Raw genomic sequence first — 15,664 nt, forward strand, 5'->3', positions numbered from 1 at the left:
CTTGACCCTCGTACACTCAAGGCCATGAGCCGCCATTCGCGACACCCCGAACTGCATCGCTCCGAGCGCGTCGGCTGGCTGCGTGCCGCGGTGCTGGGGGCCAACGATGGCATCGTCTCGGTGGCCGGCCTGGTGGTGGGCGTGGCCGCCAGCGGTGCCTCCGCAGTGACCATCCTGGCCACCGGTGTGGCTGGCACCGTGGCCGGCGCGATGTCGATGGCCGCCGGCGAGTATGTCTCGGTGCAGACCCAGGCCGACACCGAAGACGCCGACCTGGCGATGGAAAAGCGCGAACTGCACGAAGACCCGCACAGCGAGCTGGAAGAACTGGCCGCGATCTACCGCCACCGCGGCCTGGAGCCTGCGCTTGCCCGGCAGGTGGCCGAACAGCTCACTGCCCACGATGCACTGGGCGCCCACGCCCGCGATGAACTGGGCATCACCGATACGCTGCGCGCCCGCCCGCTGCAGGCGGCGCTGGCCTCGGCCGGCGCCTTCACCTGTGGCGCGGCGCTGCCGGTGCTGACCGCACTGCTCGCGCCGTCGGACAAGGTCGCGATGATGACCACCGCCAGCACCCTGCTCGGCCTGTGCCTGACCGGCGCGATGGCGGCCCAGGCCGGCGGTGCTTCGCCGTTGCGCGGTGCACTCCGCGTCGTGTTCTGGGGTGCGTTGGCGATGGCCGCCGCCGCCGGCGTCGGTCGCCTGCTCGGCGCCCATGTGGCATGAGTACCGGCAGCGTATTTCCCGCTGGAATGAGCCGCTGTTGCCGAGTTCTTACTCCAGCCCCAGCCAGCCGCCGATCACGCCACGGGCTTCGTCCACGCCGGTGCGGTCCTCGCCGGAGAACACCTGCACGCTGACGCTGTCACCGTAAGCCGATTGCAGCTCCTTGCGCACCTTCTGCAGGGACTGCATCTGCTGGCTGCGGCTGAGCTTGTCGGCCTTGGTCAGCAGCGCGTGCGCCGGCAGGCCACGCTGCACGGCATAGGACAGCATCTGCCGGTCGTAATCCTTCAGCGGATGGCGGATGTCCATCACCACCACCAGCCCCTTCAGGGCCTCGCGGGTACGGAAATACCGGTCGATGAAGGCCTGCCAGTGCGCCTGCAGGTCCAGCGGCACCTTGGCGTAGCCGTAACCGGGCAGGTCGACCAGATGGGCGTCCGGGGTGACCTGGAAGAACACCAGCTGCTGGGTACGGCCGGGCGTCTTGGAGACACGGGCCAGGGCGTTCTGGCGGGTCAGCGCGTTGAGCGCACTGGACTTGCCGGCATTGGAGCGGCCGGCAAAGGCCACTTCGGCCCCTTCGTCGGGCGGCAGCTGCCGCACGTTGTGGGCCGAAAGGTGGTAACGGGCGCGTTCGATGAGCAATGACATGTGCCTAGGATCGCATGTTGCGGCGCCGCGCGCCCGTGCCGGCGGCCGCTGCGGCCATTTTGCTGCACTGCTGCGTTGACCGTGCGCGGAAACGGCGTTGATAATCCGGGCGATGCCGGCGGCCACCGCCCGGCCCGGTCCATACGGAGCTTCAGCATGCGCCACGCTCGCGTTCTTGCCGTATCTGCCCTTGCCACTGCCGTCGTTGTTGCCGCTGCTGCGTTCGCGCAGACCACGTTGACCCCGCTGCCCGACAACGGGCCGATCAACACCGCCTCGCTGGAGGTGGACTTCAGCAAGACCCACTGGGGCGATGCCAAGGCCGGCCAGACCAAGGCCTCGGCCTGCGCGGCCTGCCATGGCGCCGACGGCAATTCCACGGTGGAGATGTACCCGTCCATCGCCGGCCAGAGCGAACGCTACGTGGCCCAGCAGATGGCCCTGATCGCCAATGGCCAGCGCAGTTCGGGCGCAGCGGTGGCGATGGTGCCGTTCGTGCAGAACCTCACCCCGCAGGACATGCGTGATATCGGCGCCTTCTTCGCCACGCAGAAGGCCACCGCCGGCATCGCCGACGACACCGTGGTTGCCGACGGCCCCTACAAGGGCATGAAGTTCTATGAGATCGGCCAGCAGCTGTACCGCGGTGGCGACGCCAAGCGTGGGCTGCCGGCCTGCATGGCCTGCCACGGCCCCAGTGGCGCCGGCAATCCGGGTCCGGCCTATCCGCACATCGGTGGCCAGCACGCCAGTTATGTCGCGCGCCGCCTGCAGGAGTACCAGGCCGGCCAGACCAACGAAACCGACAAGGCGCACTTCCAGATCATGGCCGCGGTCGCGCAGAAGCTCAGCGAGCAGGAGGTGCAGGCGCTGTCGAGCTACCTGCAGGGCCTGCACAACAAGGCTGATGATGTCGCCGCAGCCACCCCGCCGGTGCAACCGGCTGCCGCCCCCTGACCACCACTGGTCGGCCCGGGCCGTCACCGCGGCCCTCGCCTGCGGTATGTTTCCTTCACGCCGGCGACCGCGCCGGCGTTGCTTTTTTCAACGGAGATGCGTGTCGATGAGGTTGATTTCCCGCCTGCTGTTGTCCTTGCTGGTGCTGCTGCCGCTGGTAGCCTGCGCCGCCACCCCCGCTAATGCCCCGCTGGTCGAGGGCAAAGACTACGAGCGCATCGCCCAGCCTGGCCCGTTCCAGCCGCTGGCCGGCAAGATCGAGGTGGTCGAGGTGTTCGGCTACACCTGCCCGCACTGCGCCCGTTTCGAACCGCAGCTGGAAGCCTGGGCGGCCAAGCTGCCGGCCGACGTGCGCTTCACCCCGGTTCCGGCCGCCTTCGGCGGCGCCTGGGACGCCTGGGCCCTGGCCTATTACGCCGCCGATGAAGTCGGCGTGGCCAAGCGCAGCCACGCGGCCGTGTTCAAGGCCCTGCACCAGGACGGCTCGCTGCCGATGCAGAACGTCTCGGCCGATGAGCTCGCCACCTTCTACAAGGCGTACGGCGTGACCCCGGACCGTTACCTGCAGGCCCTGCGCGGTGATGCCGTACAGAAGAAGGTCGATGCCGCCCGCGCATTCGCCCAGCGCACCAGGATCCCGGGGACCCCGGCGCTGATCATCAACGGCCAGTACCTGGTCCGTGGTGACAGCTTCGACGATCAGCTGCGCATCGCCTCGGCGCTGATTGCCCAGGCCCGCGCTGCCCGCGGCCGCTGAACCAACACCCACCACCGACACGGCGCTGTCGCCGCCGCGTGTCATCATTTCCCTCTGGCCGGCGCCTGCCGCCGGCCCCACCATTCCAGATGCTGGAGACGTTTCCATGAAGATCCGTTACGCCCTCGCCCTCGCAGCGCTGCTGCCGATCCTGGCCGCCTGCAAGGCCGACGACGGCAGCACCAACACCACCGCCGCCCCGGTCGAACCGGCAGCTACCCCGGCCACCACCGAACCCGCTGCGCCTGCCGCTGGCGCCGAGGGCGCGGCCCCAGCCGCCGCCGAAGGCGAGAAGGCCCCGGCCGAAGCCGCCCCCGCCGCCGCGCCGGCCCCGACCACCGCTGCGCTGACCGGCCCGGCCCCGGTGGAAGGCACCGACTACCAGGTGATCCCGAACGGCCAGCCGTTCCAGCCGGCCGCCGGCAAGATCGAAGTGACCGAGATCTTCGGCTACGTCTGCCCGGCCTGCGCCGCGTTCCAGCCGCTGGTCGGCCCGTGGAAGGCCGGCCTGCCGAGTGACGTGAACTTCGTCTACGTGCCGGCCATGTTCGGCGGCACCTGGGATGACTACGCCCGTGCGTTCTACGCCGCGCAGACCCTGGGCGTGCAGGAAAAGACCCACGAAGCACTGTATGCCGCCATCCACTCGCAGAAGACCCTGAAGGGCGAGCGCGGCCGTGACTCGGTGGAAGACATCGCCAAGTTCTACACCGCCTACGGCGTGGACCCGAAGCAGTTCGCCGCCACCATGGGCAGCTTCGCGGTGAATGCCAAGACCAACTCGGCCAAGCAGTTCGCCCAGCGCAGCCAGATCAGCGGCACCCCGTCGATCATCGTCAACGGCAAGTACCTGGTGAAAGGCAAGAGCTTCCCGGACATGCTGCGCATTGCCGACCACCTGATCGCCCGCGAACGCGGTGCGGCCCAGGCTCACTGATCCAAGAGAAGCGTTTCCCGGCCGTGAATTCCCCCCGTACACGGATCCTGCGCTTGCTGACGGCCAACATCCAGGCCGGCTCAAGTACCCGCCGCTACAGCGACTATGTGACCCGCAGCTGGTCACATGCGCTGCCGGCGGGTCGCAAGCGCAGCAGCCTGGATGCGATCGCCACCCTGGCGCGCGAACATGACATCGTCGGCCTGCAGGAGGCCGACCCGGGCAGCCTGCGCTCGGGCTTCACCAACCAGACCCACTACCTGGCCCAGCGCGCCGGCTTCAACTACTGGAGCCACCAGCCGAACCGGCGCATGGGCGGCGTCGCGTCCAGCGCCAATGGCCTGCTGAGCAAGCTGGAACCGGTGGAGGTACAGGACCACGCCCTGCCCGGCCGCATCGGCGGGCGCGGCGTGCTGCTGGCCAAGTTCGGCGACGGTACCGACGGCCTGGCGGTGGCGGTGGCCCATCTGTCGCTGGGCGCGGGCTCTCGGATGTCGCAGCTGGGCTTCATCGCCGAGCTGCTGTCCGACCATCCCAATGCGGTACTGATGGGCGACTTCAACTGCCTGGCCGAACGCCCGGAAATGCAGGTGCTGTACCAGAAGACCCGGCTGCAGCCGCCAGGCTGCATCGTGCCGACCTTCCCCAGCTGGCGCCCCGACCGCGCCATCGACCACATCCTGGTCAGCAGTGGCCTGCAGACCCGTACCGTGGAAGCCATACCGGCCGCATTTTCCGATCACCTTGCCCTGGCGATGGCGATCGACGTCCCAGCCAACGCCCTGCGCTGAACCCGAAAAAGGGGACGGAGGGGATTAAGTCGTTTGAGGCACAAACGACTTAATCCCCTCCGTCCCTTTTTTCATGCGGTGACCGGTACCTTCAACCGCCGCGCGGTCATCGTGCTGCCCACCGAGGCCAGCACCGTGCAGCCGATCGCCAGCCACTGCAGCCCGTGCAGGTGCTCGTGCAGCAGCAGCATCGCCCACAGCGCGGCGACCGCCGGTTCCATGCTGATCAGGATGCCGAAGGTCTCCTTCGGCAGGCGCTTGAGTGCCATCATCTCCAGCGACATCGGGATCGCGCTGGATACCAGCGCCACCAGCAGGCCAGCGGCCAGGATCTTCGGATCGAGCAGCGCGGCACCGGCATGCACCACGCCCACCGGCACCACCACCAGCGACGCCGCCAGCAGCCCCAGCGACACCGAATGCCCAGCGTGCAGGTGGCCGGCGCGCTTGCCGAATACGATGTACAGGCCCCAGCACGCCGCTGCGCCCATCGCATACAGCACGCCGGCCGGATCCAGCGCCGGGCCGCCGCCGATCGGCAGCAGCAACAGCAACCCCACCGCCGCACAACCCACCCAGAGGAAATCGATGGGCCGCCGCGACGACAACATCGCCACCGTCAGCGGTCCGGTGAACTCGATGGCCACCGCAATGCCGAAGGGAATCGTGCGCAGGGCCATGTAGAACAGCAGGTTCATCAGGCCCAGGGTGAGCCCGTAGCGCAGGATGGTGATCGCATCCACGCGGCTGGTCTTCCAGCGCCACGGCCGCCAGAACAGCAGCAGCAACAGCGCCGAGAAGCCCACGCGCAGCGCGCTGGTGCCTTGGGCGCCGATCAGCGGGAACAGGTGTTTTGCGTAGGAGGTGCCGATGGCCAGCGAGGTGACCGAGCCAAGCACCGCCAGCGCCGGCAACATCGGCGCAAGTCGTGAGGTCTGCATGGGCAAAGTCTATTGCGCCGGCGCCGAGCACTTGGCTCAATTGACGGCCCGTTCGTGCAACTTCTGCTCGCCATGGCCACCGCCCCTGTGCTCGACAGCTTCGACCGCGCCATCCTCGACCTGCTGCAGCGGGGACAACACGCTGCCGCAGCGCGAAATCGCCGAGGCCGTGCACCTGTCCACCCCGGCCGTGCAGCGCCGCATCAAGCGCCTGCAGGACAGCGGCGTGATCGCGGCCAACGTGGCGGTGCTCGCCGCCGCCAAGGTCGGGCGGCCGCTGACCATCATCGTCGAGGTGCGCGTGGTCAGCGAGCAGCGTGAACGCGTGGCGCCGTTCAAGCGCCGCGTGCAGGATGACCCCGCGGTGCAGCAGTGTTACTCGATCACCGGCGATGGCGATTTCCTGCTGCTGCTTTCGGCGGCGTCGATGGAGGAGTACGAGGCGATCACCGAGCGCCTGTTCGGTGGCGATGACAACATCGAGCGCTTCCGCACCTCGGTGGCACTGGGCACGCTGAAGCGGAGTTTCGAGGTCCCGCTGGCACCGGTTCTGTAGCGTCGAGCCATGCTCGACTGCCTTTTTACCGCAAAGCGACAGCCATCGAGCATGGCTCGACGCTACAGTCGGAAACCATGAATGCACTCCCCTCCCCCGCCCGTCGCCTGCGCCGCTGGCTGCTGCGTGGCCTGTGGCTGGCCATGGCCCTCGTTGCGGCGATGGCGTTGTGGAACAGCCCATGGGCGGCCGCACCGAAGATGCTCTGGTCGCTTTCGCGGATGCCGGCCGCCACGCACCTGCCGGTGCCGGTGGAGGGCGTCCGCCCCCGCCAGATCGCCGACACTTTCGGCGCGCCGCGTGGCCGTGACCGCTCCCACGCCGGCATCGACATCTTCGCCAAGCGCGGTACCCCGGTGCGCAGTGCCACCGCCGGCGTCGTCGTGGATGTCAGCGACCGCGGCCTCGGTGGCCGCCAGGTGTGGGTGATCGGGCCCGGGCGCGAACGCTACTACTACGCGCATCTGGAGGACTGGGCCGAGGGCCTGGCGCGCGGCCAGGTGGTCCAGGCCGGGGACCTGCTCGGCCACGTCGGCGACAGCGGCAATGCCAGGGGCACGCCGCCGCACCTGCACTGGGGCATCTACGGCGCCGACGGCGCGCGCGATCCACTGCCACTACTGCGCTGAGCCCCATGCACGGCGTCGCACCTCGCTTGAGCGCCTTCGTCGTTCATGATTTGTAAATAGGAATAGTTCGTATTACCATTTCTTTCGTTTCCGGTGGTGCCAGGACGGCCTGCCCGCCCGTTTCCCACCCGTAGCGCCTCGCCTTCTGGATGCCGGCCGAGCGCGCGTGCTCGTCCAGGACCCCCATGACCCGTTCCGCCTTCCGTATTCCGCAGCCCCAACGGCTGTCCGTTGCCGTGCTTGCCGTACTCTGCGCCGTGGCTCCGGCCGCCTTCGCCGACACCGCCGCCGACCCGACCACCCTCGACAAGGTGGTGGTGAAGGGCGAACGCGCCGAAGGCTATTCGGTGCGCCGCACTTCGGCCGGTACCCGCTTCGACCTTGCACCGCGCGAGATCCCGCAGTCGGTCAGCATCATCAGCCACCAGCGCATCGAAGATCAGAACCTGGACGACATCATCGACGTGCTGGCCAACACCACCGGCGTGACCAGCACCCAGTCCGACAGCGAGCGCACCGAGTTCTACGCGCGCGGGTTCTACATCGATGCCTACCAGTTCGATGGCCTGCCGACGCAGATGGTGCAGAACTGGAGCTACGGCGATTCCGGCCTCGACCTGGCCCTGTACGACCGCGTGGAAGTGGTGCGCGGTGCCACCGGCCTGCTCAGCGGTGCCGGCAATCCCTCGGCGTCGGTGAACCTGATCCGCAAGCACGCCGACAGCGCCGAGCTGGCCGGCAGCGTCTCGGTGAACGTCGGCAGCTGGGGCCGCACCCGCACCACGGTGGACGTGGGCAGCGCACTGAACGCCAGTGGCACGGTGCGAGGCCGCGTGATCGGCAGCTACCTGGACACCGATGGCCAGATGGACCGCTACAACCAGCGCAAGACGCTGGGCTATGCCGTCATCGACGCCGACCTGACCCCGGACACGCAGTTGAGCGTGGGTTACGACTACCAACAGAAGCGCGCCAATGGCGCGACCTGGGGCGGCTTCCCGATGCTGTACTCCGATGGCTCGCGCACGGGCTACGACGAATCGTTCAACGCCAGCCCGAACTGGACCTACTGGGACACCACCAGCAAGCGTGCGTTCGCCACCCTGCAGCACGCCTTCAGCAACGGCTGGAAGTTCAAGGTGGGTGCCACGCACGATGAGACGAAGGCCGACGACAAGCTGTTCTACCCGGCCTACAACGACTGGACCACGGGCGCGTCGAATTTCGACAAGAGCACCGGCACAGGCATCTCGCCATCCGCGGGCTTCTACAACACCGAGCGCAAGGTCACCGGCGTTGACGGCTACGTTGACGGTCCGTTCCAGCTGTTCGGCCGTGAGCACCAGTTCATGGCCGGCCTGAGCTACAACAAGCGCGAGTATGCCAACTACGGCGACTACCAGGTCGGAGGCGCGGGCCAGACGTGGGACCCGTTCGCCAGCTATCTGAACTGGACGGGCAACATCAGCGAACCGAACTGGAACCCGCTGGCACTGGCCAGCGAGGGCACCATCACCCAGAAGGCCGGCTACGCGGCCGCACGCCTGTCACTGGCCGACCCGCTGAAGCTGATCATCGGCGCCCGCTACACCGACTGGAAAAGCGAGGGCGAAGGCGCCGACCGCGCGCACAAGGTCACCACGCCCTACGCCGGACTGGTGTTCGACATCAACGGTACGTACTCCACCTATGCCAGCTACACCGAGATCTTCCAGCCGCAGACACTGAAGGACCGCAACGGCAGCTACCTCGACCCAGTCGACGGCAAGAGCTACGAAGTGGGCGTCAAGGGCGCCTGGTTCGATAACCGCCTGAATGCCTCGCTGGCCGTGTTCCGCATCGAACAGGACAACGTCGGCCAGGCCACCGGTGAACCGGTGCAGGGCAGCCAGAACGAATTCGCCTATCGCGCTGCGCGCGGCACCGTCAGCCGTGGCTTCGAGTTCGAAGTGAACGGCGAGCTGGAACCCGGCTGGAACGCGACCTTTGGTGCTTCGCGTTATGTGGCCAAGGACATCAACGACGCCGACATCAACACCAACCTGCCACAGACCGCGTTGAAGCTGTTCACCAGCTATACCCCGCAGTCGCTGCAGGAGCTGACCGTCGGTGGCGGTGCGAACTGGCAGAACCGCATTTACTACCCGGTACCGGCCTATGGCCGCATCGAGCAGAGCGGCTACGCACTGGTCAGTGCCTTCGTGCGCTACCGCATCTCGCCGGAGTTCAGCGTGCAGGCCAACCTCAACAACCTGCTGGACAAGAAGTACTACTCGCAGATCAACGGCTACGGTGCGTACGGCGATGGCCGCAATGGCTCACTGACGTTCACCTGGTCGTTCTGATCAGGCGCGGGGCATGATCGCCTCGCACCTGTAGCCGAGCGTGAGCTCGGCTCTACGCCACAACGCGGCGCCGGGATTAACCCGGCGCCGCTCTCACATCAGAACCGCAGGTCCGCGCGCAGGTACCAGTAGCGGCCACGCGGGATGTCGTAGGTCGAAGCGTCGTAGCCGTTCAACGAGCACGACAGGCAGATCGGCGGATCCTTGTCGAACACGTTGTTCAGGCCCGCAGTCAGCTGCAGCCCCTTCATCCAGTCGATCTTGTAGCCCACCTGCATGTCGTGGAAGGTGGTGGCCGAGAGCGTGTTGGTGCCGGCGGCCTGGTTGCTGCACACCGGGAACGCCACGGCATCGCCGCAGTCCTCGGTCAGTTCAGAGATGTGCCGCACCGTCCAGTTCGCACTCCAGCGGTCCAGCGTCCAGCCGATGCTGGCATTGCTGGTCCATTCCGGAATCGAACTGTCAGCCACTTCCACGCCCGGCTTCTGCGGCTGCTTCTGCCCGGCCGCGCCGGTGGCTTCGTAACGGCCGACGAAGGTGTTCTTCCAGGCCAGCTTGAACTGGCCGATGGAGCTCTGCGGCAGCGTCCAGAACAGGTCCACGTCCCAGCCGTCGGTCTTGATCGAGCCCAGGTTGGTCAGGCGGTTGTTGAAGCTGCTGACCGCACCGGTGCTGGCGCGGGTGATGCCATCGCAGTACACCGGGTCGAGCGTGTCCACGCACAGGTCCAGCTGGGTCTGCGCGTTGATCGCCTGGATCGCGCCATCGATGGCATGGCGATAGAAGGTCACTTCCACGTCGAAGCGCTCCGACCACGATGCGTTGTTGCCGAACCACGGGCTCCACACGAAGCCGGTGCTGAAGCTGCGCGAGCGCTCCGGTTCCAGCTCGCGGTTGCCGCCGGTGGTCACCGAGATCTGCGAATTGGCCTGCTGGAAGCCGGCCGGCACGCCCAGCGCGGCACAGTTGGCGGCGCTGCCACGCGGCGGCGTACCGCCCAGGCCCACCGAGCACGGGTCGAACAGCTGCAGGTCGGCGCGCGCGGCCGAGCCGTACAGTTCGCCGATCGACGGCGCACGGAAGCCTTCGGCATAGGTCGTGCGCAGCACGAAGTCGTCGGTCACCTGCCAGCGCAGGCCGTACTTGGGAGTGAACTCGCCACCGAAGGTGGAGTAGTCCGAGTAGCGCCCAGCCAGGCTCAGGTCCAGCTTCTTGCCAAGCGCCGAGTCGGCGAAGATCGGGACGCTCAGCTCCAGGTACGCTTCGTTGACGTCATACGAACCGGACGTCGGCTGCGACGGCACACCGTTGTAGTGGCCGATCACCGTCAGCGGATCAGGCTGGTACCAGCCCTTGTACTTGCGGTACTCATAGCCGCTGGCGAACGACACCGGGCCGGCCGGCAGGGTGAACAGGTCGCTGGACAGGTTGGCGGTGAACAGGCTCAGCTCGTTCTGGCTGCGGTCGCGCACCACCGGCTGGATCCACTTCAGCATGTCCGGGGTGATCGAGCCGACACCGCCGAAGATGTTCAGCGGCACGCAGCCCGGCGTTGCCGCACACACCGCCGGATCACCCAGCGCCATGTTGACGTTGTAGATGTTGTAGCTGCCGTAGTTGGTCTGTTCGGCCTTGTTCTTGCTGTACATGCCGTTGACGTCCCAGTACCAGCTGCGGTCGGCGGCCTGGAAGTTGCCGACCAGGCCGGTGGCCACGTACGTCGTGTTGACCTCCTGCTTGAACACGCGCGCGCCGCCCTCCACCGGTCGGCGGCCGATCAGGCTCATGTTGCCCGAGGACACCAGATCGAAGCCGAACGGGTTGTACGGGTTCAGGCGCGAGACCACGATGTTGTCGGCCAGCGGGTTGCCGGTGGCACCGTCCGGGCCGAAGAACAGCGGCTCGGGGCCGGCCTGGTTGGTCGACTCGCGGCGGTTGCCCAGCGCCTTGATGTACCACTGCACGTTGTCGGTGATGTCGAAGCGGAACTGGCCGAACAGGCCCTTACGCTCGGACGGGGTCAGCACCATGTTGTATTCGGCGAAGTTGAAGCGATCGGCGCTGGTGAAGCAGTGGTAATCGTCGGTGCGGTTGCAGCCGGCGCTGCCGTCGTAGCGCGGGCTGTTCACTCCGGTGTTGGGCACGATGTCCTGTTCCGCACCGGTGTTGGGGTCGACGAAGGCGAAGCGGCCCTGCGGAATGCCGCCGCTGCCGAAGGCCAGGCCGGTGCCCGGGATCGGGAAGCGCGACTGCTCGCGGTCGCGGGCGAACACCGGGTCCTGCTTGGTCCAGCTGGCACCGAGGAACAGGCTGTAGCGATCGCCACTCTTGCCCCACGCCAGGTCCACGCCCTTCTGCGTGCCGTCGCCCTTGCTGTACTCGCCGTAGTTCAGGGTCACCTGGCCGCCATCGAAGTCGCGGCGGGTGATGATGTTGACCACGCCGGCGATGGCGTCGGAGCCATACAGCGACGATGCGCCATCCTCCAGCACCTCGATGCGTTCGACGATGGCCAGCGGAATGGTGTTGAGGTCGGTGGCCGCACCCACGCCCGATGCCGACGACTCGTTGACCCAGCGGATGCCATCGACCAGTACCAGCACGCGCTTGGCACCGAGGTGGCGCAGGTCGACCTGCGCCGAACCGGCACCCACGCCGCTGCCATCCGGCGGGAAGCCGAAGTTGCCGGACGAATTGAACTTGGCATTGAGCGCCGAACCGGAGCCGGTGAGCTGCTGCAGCACCTCGCTGATCGAGTTCAGGCCGGTGCGTTCGATATCGCCGCGGGTCAGCGTCTGGATCGGGACCTGGCCCTCGACTTCAGCGCGCTTGATGCGGGTACCGGTGACTTCCACCGCGTCGAGGTTGGTGGTGGATTGTGCAGCGGCACCCAAGGGTGCCAGGGCCATCACGCACAGCGTGACGGCAACCGCCAACGGGCGGTGGTGCAGGTGATTCATTCGCTCTCTCTCCAAAGGAATGTCGGGACATGGACTGCCGCGCTCCCCCCTGCATGGCGGCAGCGTCTCCTTTGTAAACAAGCGGTAAAAATCACGGCGTGATGATCGACACTATTTCACGTAGTTTTGACGCAATTGACGGCCATTTACGTCACATGAGGGCGTCTTAGAACCGGACGATACTGTTCACCACTCTTTATCTTGATGCCGACTGCGACAGCCTGCGCCGAGATCCGCCACAGCCCATCAAGCGGTCTTGCCAGCGCCGCCGCTAATTGCCTGGCGCGTCGATGCGCAGGTCGATCGGCGCGGGCGAGGACGCCGGCCAGGGTGGGCACGAGGTGCGCTGCTGGAACGCCAGCAGGCCGGTCGCCTGGGCCATCGGCAACGTGGTGATCACCAGCGCCAGCAGCACCAGCAACACATCCACCAGCGGTGCCAGATTGGGGGTGGCCATCAGTGAGGTCGCGCGCTGTGTCCCGTATCGCATGCCACGTTCCCTGACAGGAAGAGCGGCCCGCCGACAGCAGGCCGCCCGTTGCGGGATTCACCGCATGAAACTCACTGCACGAAGGCGATGCGCTCCATGCCAGTGGCCTCGGCGGCGGCCAGGATCCGCGCCATGCCTTCGTACTCGGCTGACGGATCGGTGGCGATGCGCAGCTCCGGCAGGTTGCCGGCATGCTCGCCGGCCTGCGCCTGCAGGCGCGCCTGCAGATCGTCGATGGCCATCGGCTGGCCATCCCAGCTCAGCTGGTTCGACGCATCCAGGCGCAGCTCGATCGGCGGCGGTGGTTCGGGGCGATCGATCGTGCGATCGGTGGACTGTGGCAACTGCACGGCAATCGGCCGGGCCACGATCGGCGCGGTCACGATGAAGATGATCAACAGCACCAGCATCACATCCACCAGTGGCGTGACATTGATGTCCGCCAGCGGGCCGCTTCTTCCTGCGCTACTGAACGCCATGTGCCGCTCCCTGCAGCCGGGCCGTTCGCCCAAGGCCGACGTTACGACGCCTGCCATCACCTGCGGCAGTGGCCTGCGCGGGTTCATTCAGCTGTCGTTGCCGACGCCCGGCGTGCACGCAATGCGAAACTGAATTCAGCCATTGCCCGCTATGCTGCCCGCCATGACCCGACGCTCTTCGACCGCCCTGTCCCTGCTGCCCTTGGCCACCACGCTGCTGATCGGCTACGCCAATGCCCAGTCCCTCGACGCCCAGAACGCGCAGCTCAAGGCCGCGATCGCGGCCGCCGAACGCGGCCAGTTCGATCCCGGCCCGGCCGCTGCGCTCAGCCGCCATCCGGCTTACGGCTGGCTGGAGTACGCCAACCTGCGCCGCAACATCGACACCGTCGATACCGCGCAGGCCCAGGCCTTCCTCAAGCGTTACGACGGCCAGGCTGTGGCCACCACCTTCCGCAGCGTGTGGCTGCCCTCGGTCGCACGCCGCCAGGACTGGCCGACCCTGCTCGCCAACTGGGCGCCTACCGACAACACCGGCCTGCGCTGTGCGCAGCTGACCGCGCGCCAGGTGACCGGCAAGGTCGATCCGCAATGGATCAGTGAAGCGCAGGACCTGTGGCGCAAGAACGGCAAGTCGCTGCCGGACGGCTGTGATGCGGTTTTCGCCGTGCTGCAGGCACAGGGTGGTCTGAGCGACGCCCTGCGTTGGGAACGCATCGACGCCGCCGCCGACGCCCAGCAGCCGGCGGTCATGCGCAGTGCCGCACGAGGCCTCCCTGCCACCGACCTCGCATTGGCGAACACTTACGCTGCCTTTGTCGACAAACCCAATGCCAGCGCGTTGAACTGGCCGCGCAACGAGCGCAGCCGGCGCATTGCCACCGATGGCCTGGCCAAGCTGGCCAAGGCCGACCCCGGCGCCACCGAACAGCAGCTGCCGCAGTACGCCCAGGCCCTCGGCCTGAGTGCCGAGCAGCAGGGCCAGGTGCTGTACCAGATCGCGCTGTGGACGGTGGCCTCCTACCTGCCCGATTCGGCGCGCCGCCTCAACGCGGTGCCAGAATCGGCGTATGACGAACGCCTGCACGAGTGGCGCGTGCGCGAGGCAATGTCGCGCGGCGATTGGCCGGCGGCGCTGACCGCAATCCGCAAGATGGGCAGCAAGCAGCGCAGCGATCCGCGCTGGCGCTACTTCGAAGGCCGCATGCTGGAGAAGACCGGCCAGGCCCAACAGGCGCAGCCGCTGTTCCGCGAGGCGGCGCGCGCACCGACCTTCCACGGCTTCCTCGCCGCCGACAAGCTGCAGCAGGGCTACACGCTGTGCCCGTGGAAGCCGAACGACAGCGCGCAGGCGCAGGCGGTGATCGCGCGTGACCCGGCCATCCAGCGCGCGATGGCGCTTTACCAGATCGATCGCGCCGGCTGGGCCGTGGCCGAATGGAACAGCGCGCTGTCGCGTTTCGATGACACCCAGCGCCGCCTCGCCGTGCGCGTGGCGCAGGACAACGGCTGGTTCGACCGCGCCGTGTTCGCGCTCGGCAAGCAGCCGCAGGAGCAGCGTCTCTACGACCTGCGCTTCCCGCTGCACCACGACGCCACCATCCGCCGCGAGTCGGCACGCAACGCGATCGATCCGGCCTGGGTGGCGGCGGAGATCCGCGCCGAGAGCACTTTCACCCCGCGTGCGCGCTCGCCCGCCAATGCCATGGGCCTGATGCAGGTGCTGCCGGCCACCGGTGCCGGCGTGGCCAAGTCGATCGGCCTGACCGGCTACGGCGGTGCCGACAGCCTGTATGACCCGGATACCAACATCGCCATCGGCACCGCCTACCTGCGCCAGCTGATGAACAAGTACGACGGCCTGCCGTACGTGACCATCGCTGCCTACAACGCCGGTCCCACGCCCACCGCGCGCTGGCAGAGCCAGCGCCCGGGCTTTGATCCGGACCTGTGGATCGAAACCATCAGCTACAAGGAAACCCGCGAGTACGTGGCGCGCGTGCTGGCGTTCAGCGTGATCTACGACTGGCGCCTCAACGGCGATGCGCTGCCGCTGAGCGACCGCCTGATGGGTCGCCTGGTGGACAAGCGCAAGAGCTTCAGCTGCGCGGCCAACGCCGACCAGGGCGGCGATTGATCGCAGCACGGTCGTGCCGGCCGCTGGCCGGCACGACCCGATATCCTTTCCCTGGGGAGGGAAACAATGAGCCTGCTGGCCTGGATCGGCATATTCGCCGCTTGGAGCCTGTTCACCACCTGGGTGCTGCGCTGGGGTGGCGCGGCCTGGATGGAAGGCTGGAAGTCGTTGGCCTTCGTCGACAGCTGGGGCAGCCTGTGGGACGAAGCGCAGATCAAGCTCTACTTCCTCTGTCTGTGGATCGTCTACGGCCTGTGGTTCGTGGCCGGCCTGTTCGTGCCGGAGTGGCGCGGTTCGCCGTGATG

14 protein-coding genes and 1 pseudogene are annotated in these 15,664 nt (G+C 67.3%); 10 read left to right on the forward strand and 5 right to left on the reverse strand.

Features of this window, described 5'->3' with window-relative positions:
* Positions 1–24 precede the first annotated feature (24 nt).
* Positions 25–729 carry a VIT1/CCC1 transporter family protein gene (locus ACYKG1_RS18015; protein ID WP_262083677.1) on the forward strand — a complete coding sequence of 235 codons (705 nt, stop codon included), beginning with the start codon at positions 25–27 and terminating at the stop codon, positions 727–729.
* A gap of 48 nt (positions 730–777) precedes the next feature.
* On the opposite strand, the gene yihA is transcribed toward ACYKG1_RS18015, so the two are convergent.
* A complete protein-coding gene (gene yihA / locus ACYKG1_RS18020) occupies positions 778–1,380 on the reverse strand; it encodes a ribosome biogenesis GTP-binding protein YihA/YsxC (protein ID WP_262227716.1) in 603 nt (200 codons plus the stop codon).
* Positions 1,381–1,536: 156 nt separating this feature from the next.
* On the opposite strand from yihA, the gene ACYKG1_RS18025 reads away from it, so the two are divergent.
* The 4 genes from ACYKG1_RS18025 to ACYKG1_RS18040 all read left to right on the forward strand — a co-directional run bounded on the left by ACYKG1_RS18025 (position 1,537) and on the right by ACYKG1_RS18040 (position 4,822).
* The gene (locus ACYKG1_RS18025) at positions 1,537–2,337 is read left to right on the forward strand and encodes a c-type cytochrome (protein ID WP_100473906.1); all 801 of its coding nucleotides are present in this window, start codon (positions 1,537–1,539) and stop codon (positions 2,335–2,337) included.
* Between the two features lie 106 nt (positions 2,338–2,443).
* Entirely contained in the window at positions 2,444–3,094 is a 651-nt protein-coding gene (locus ACYKG1_RS18030) for a thiol:disulfide interchange protein DsbA/DsbL (RefSeq protein WP_262083675.1), read from the forward strand.
* Between the two features lie 106 nt (positions 3,095–3,200).
* Positions 3,201–4,031, forward strand: coding sequence for a thiol:disulfide interchange protein DsbA/DsbL (locus ACYKG1_RS18035; protein WP_262083674.1), 831 nt, complete (start codon positions 3,201–3,203; stop codon positions 4,029–4,031).
* 53 nt (positions 4,032–4,084) lie between these two features.
* A complete protein-coding gene (locus ACYKG1_RS18040) occupies positions 4,085–4,822 on the forward strand; it encodes an endonuclease/exonuclease/phosphatase family protein (protein WP_202908127.1) in 738 nt (245 codons plus the stop codon).
* Between the two features lie 71 nt (positions 4,823–4,893).
* Here the strand turns inward: ACYKG1_RS18040 and ACYKG1_RS18045 are convergent, their stop codons facing one another.
* Positions 4,894–5,763, reverse strand: coding sequence for an EamA family transporter (locus ACYKG1_RS18045; RefSeq protein ID WP_033835229.1), 870 nt, complete (start codon positions 5,761–5,763; stop codon positions 4,894–4,896).
* A 72-nt stretch (positions 5,764–5,835) separates the two neighbouring features.
* Here ACYKG1_RS18045 and ACYKG1_RS18050 point away from each other — a divergent pair.
* The 3 genes and pseudogenes from ACYKG1_RS18050 to fhuE all read left to right on the forward strand — a co-directional run bounded on the left by ACYKG1_RS18050 (position 5,836) and on the right by fhuE (position 9,293).
* Positions 5,836–6,319: pseudogene (locus tag ACYKG1_RS18050) on the forward strand (Lrp/AsnC family transcriptional regulator).
* 77 nt (positions 6,320–6,396) lie between these two features.
* Entirely contained in the window at positions 6,397–6,948 is a 552-nt protein-coding gene (locus ACYKG1_RS18055) for a M23 family metallopeptidase (RefSeq protein ID WP_100473911.1), read from the forward strand.
* Between the two features lie 185 nt (positions 6,949–7,133).
* On the forward strand, positions 7,134–9,293 hold the full coding sequence (fhuE, locus tag ACYKG1_RS18060; RefSeq protein ID WP_478471049.1) for a ferric-rhodotorulic acid/ferric-coprogen receptor FhuE: 2,160 nt from the start codon (positions 7,134–7,136) through the stop codon (positions 9,291–9,293).
* Between the two features lie 98 nt (positions 9,294–9,391).
* On the opposite strand, the gene ACYKG1_RS18065 is transcribed toward fhuE, so the two are convergent.
* From ACYKG1_RS18065 to ACYKG1_RS18075, 3 genes are all read right to left on the reverse strand, one after another.
* Positions 9,392–12,202, reverse strand: coding sequence for a TonB-dependent receptor (locus ACYKG1_RS18065; protein WP_428993188.1), 2,811 nt, complete (start codon positions 12,200–12,202; stop codon positions 9,392–9,394).
* A gap of 322 nt (positions 12,203–12,524) precedes the next feature.
* Entirely contained in the window at positions 12,525–12,710 is a 186-nt protein-coding gene (locus ACYKG1_RS18070) for a hypothetical protein (RefSeq protein WP_262227721.1), read from the reverse strand.
* 104 nt (positions 12,711–12,814) lie between these two features.
* Positions 12,815–13,222 (reverse strand): ExbD/TolR family protein, encoded by a 408-nt coding sequence (locus ACYKG1_RS18075; RefSeq protein WP_478471050.1) that lies wholly within the window; start codon positions 13,220–13,222, stop codon positions 12,815–12,817.
* A 151-nt stretch (positions 13,223–13,373) separates the two neighbouring features.
* Between ACYKG1_RS18075 and ACYKG1_RS18080 the strand changes: the two genes are divergently transcribed.
* Together ACYKG1_RS18080 and ACYKG1_RS18085 are read left to right on the forward strand one after the other, a co-directional pair.
* Positions 13,374–15,359 (forward strand): transglycosylase SLT domain-containing protein, encoded by a 1,986-nt coding sequence (locus tag ACYKG1_RS18080; RefSeq protein ID WP_478471051.1) that lies wholly within the window; start codon positions 13,374–13,376, stop codon positions 15,357–15,359.
* A 66-nt stretch (positions 15,360–15,425) separates the two neighbouring features.
* Positions 15,426–15,662: a hypothetical protein gene (locus ACYKG1_RS18085; protein WP_262227723.1), complete on the forward strand. Its 237-nt coding sequence runs from the start codon at positions 15,426–15,428 to the stop codon at positions 15,660–15,662.
* Positions 15,663–15,664: the final 2 nt, after the last annotated feature.

This window comes from Stenotrophomonas sp. 85239_Sma, from assembly GCF_056481725.1.

Coding starts and splice junctions, on each gene's coding strand:
- ACYKG1_RS18015 (WP_262083677.1), top strand. CDS start 25: ATGAGCCGCCATTCGCGACACCCCGAACTGCATCGCTCCGAGCGCGTC.
- yihA (WP_262227716.1), bottom strand. CDS start 1,380: ATGTCATTGCTCATCGAACGCGCCCGTTACCACCTTTCGGCCCACAAC.
- ACYKG1_RS18025 (WP_100473906.1), top strand. CDS start 1,537: ATGCGCCACGCTCGCGTTCTTGCCGTATCTGCCCTTGCCACTGCCGTC.
- ACYKG1_RS18030 (WP_262083675.1), top strand. CDS start 2,444: ATGAGGTTGATTTCCCGCCTGCTGTTGTCCTTGCTGGTGCTGCTGCCG.
- ACYKG1_RS18035 (WP_262083674.1), top strand. CDS start 3,201: ATGAAGATCCGTTACGCCCTCGCCCTCGCAGCGCTGCTGCCGATCCTG.
- ACYKG1_RS18045 (WP_033835229.1), bottom strand. CDS start 5,763: ATGCAGACCTCACGACTTGCGCCGATGTTGCCGGCGCTGGCGGTGCTT.
- ACYKG1_RS18055 (WP_100473911.1), top strand. CDS start 6,397: ATGAATGCACTCCCCTCCCCCGCCCGTCGCCTGCGCCGCTGGCTGCTG.
- fhuE (WP_478471049.1), top strand. CDS start 7,134: ATGACCCGTTCCGCCTTCCGTATTCCGCAGCCCCAACGGCTGTCCGTT.
- ACYKG1_RS18065 (WP_428993188.1), bottom strand. CDS start 12,202: ATGGCCCTGGCACCCTTGGGTGCCGCTGCACAATCCACCACCAACCTC.
- ACYKG1_RS18070 (WP_262227721.1), bottom strand. CDS start 12,710: ATGGCCACCCCCAATCTGGCACCGCTGGTGGATGTGTTGCTGGTGCTG.
- ACYKG1_RS18075 (WP_478471050.1), bottom strand. CDS start 13,222: ATGGCGTTCAGTAGCGCAGGAAGAAGCGGCCCGCTGGCGGACATCAAT.
- ACYKG1_RS18080 (WP_478471051.1), top strand. CDS start 13,374: ATGCTGCCCGCCATGACCCGACGCTCTTCGACCGCCCTGTCCCTGCTG.
- ACYKG1_RS18085 (WP_262227723.1), top strand. CDS start 15,426: ATGAGCCTGCTGGCCTGGATCGGCATATTCGCCGCTTGGAGCCTGTTC.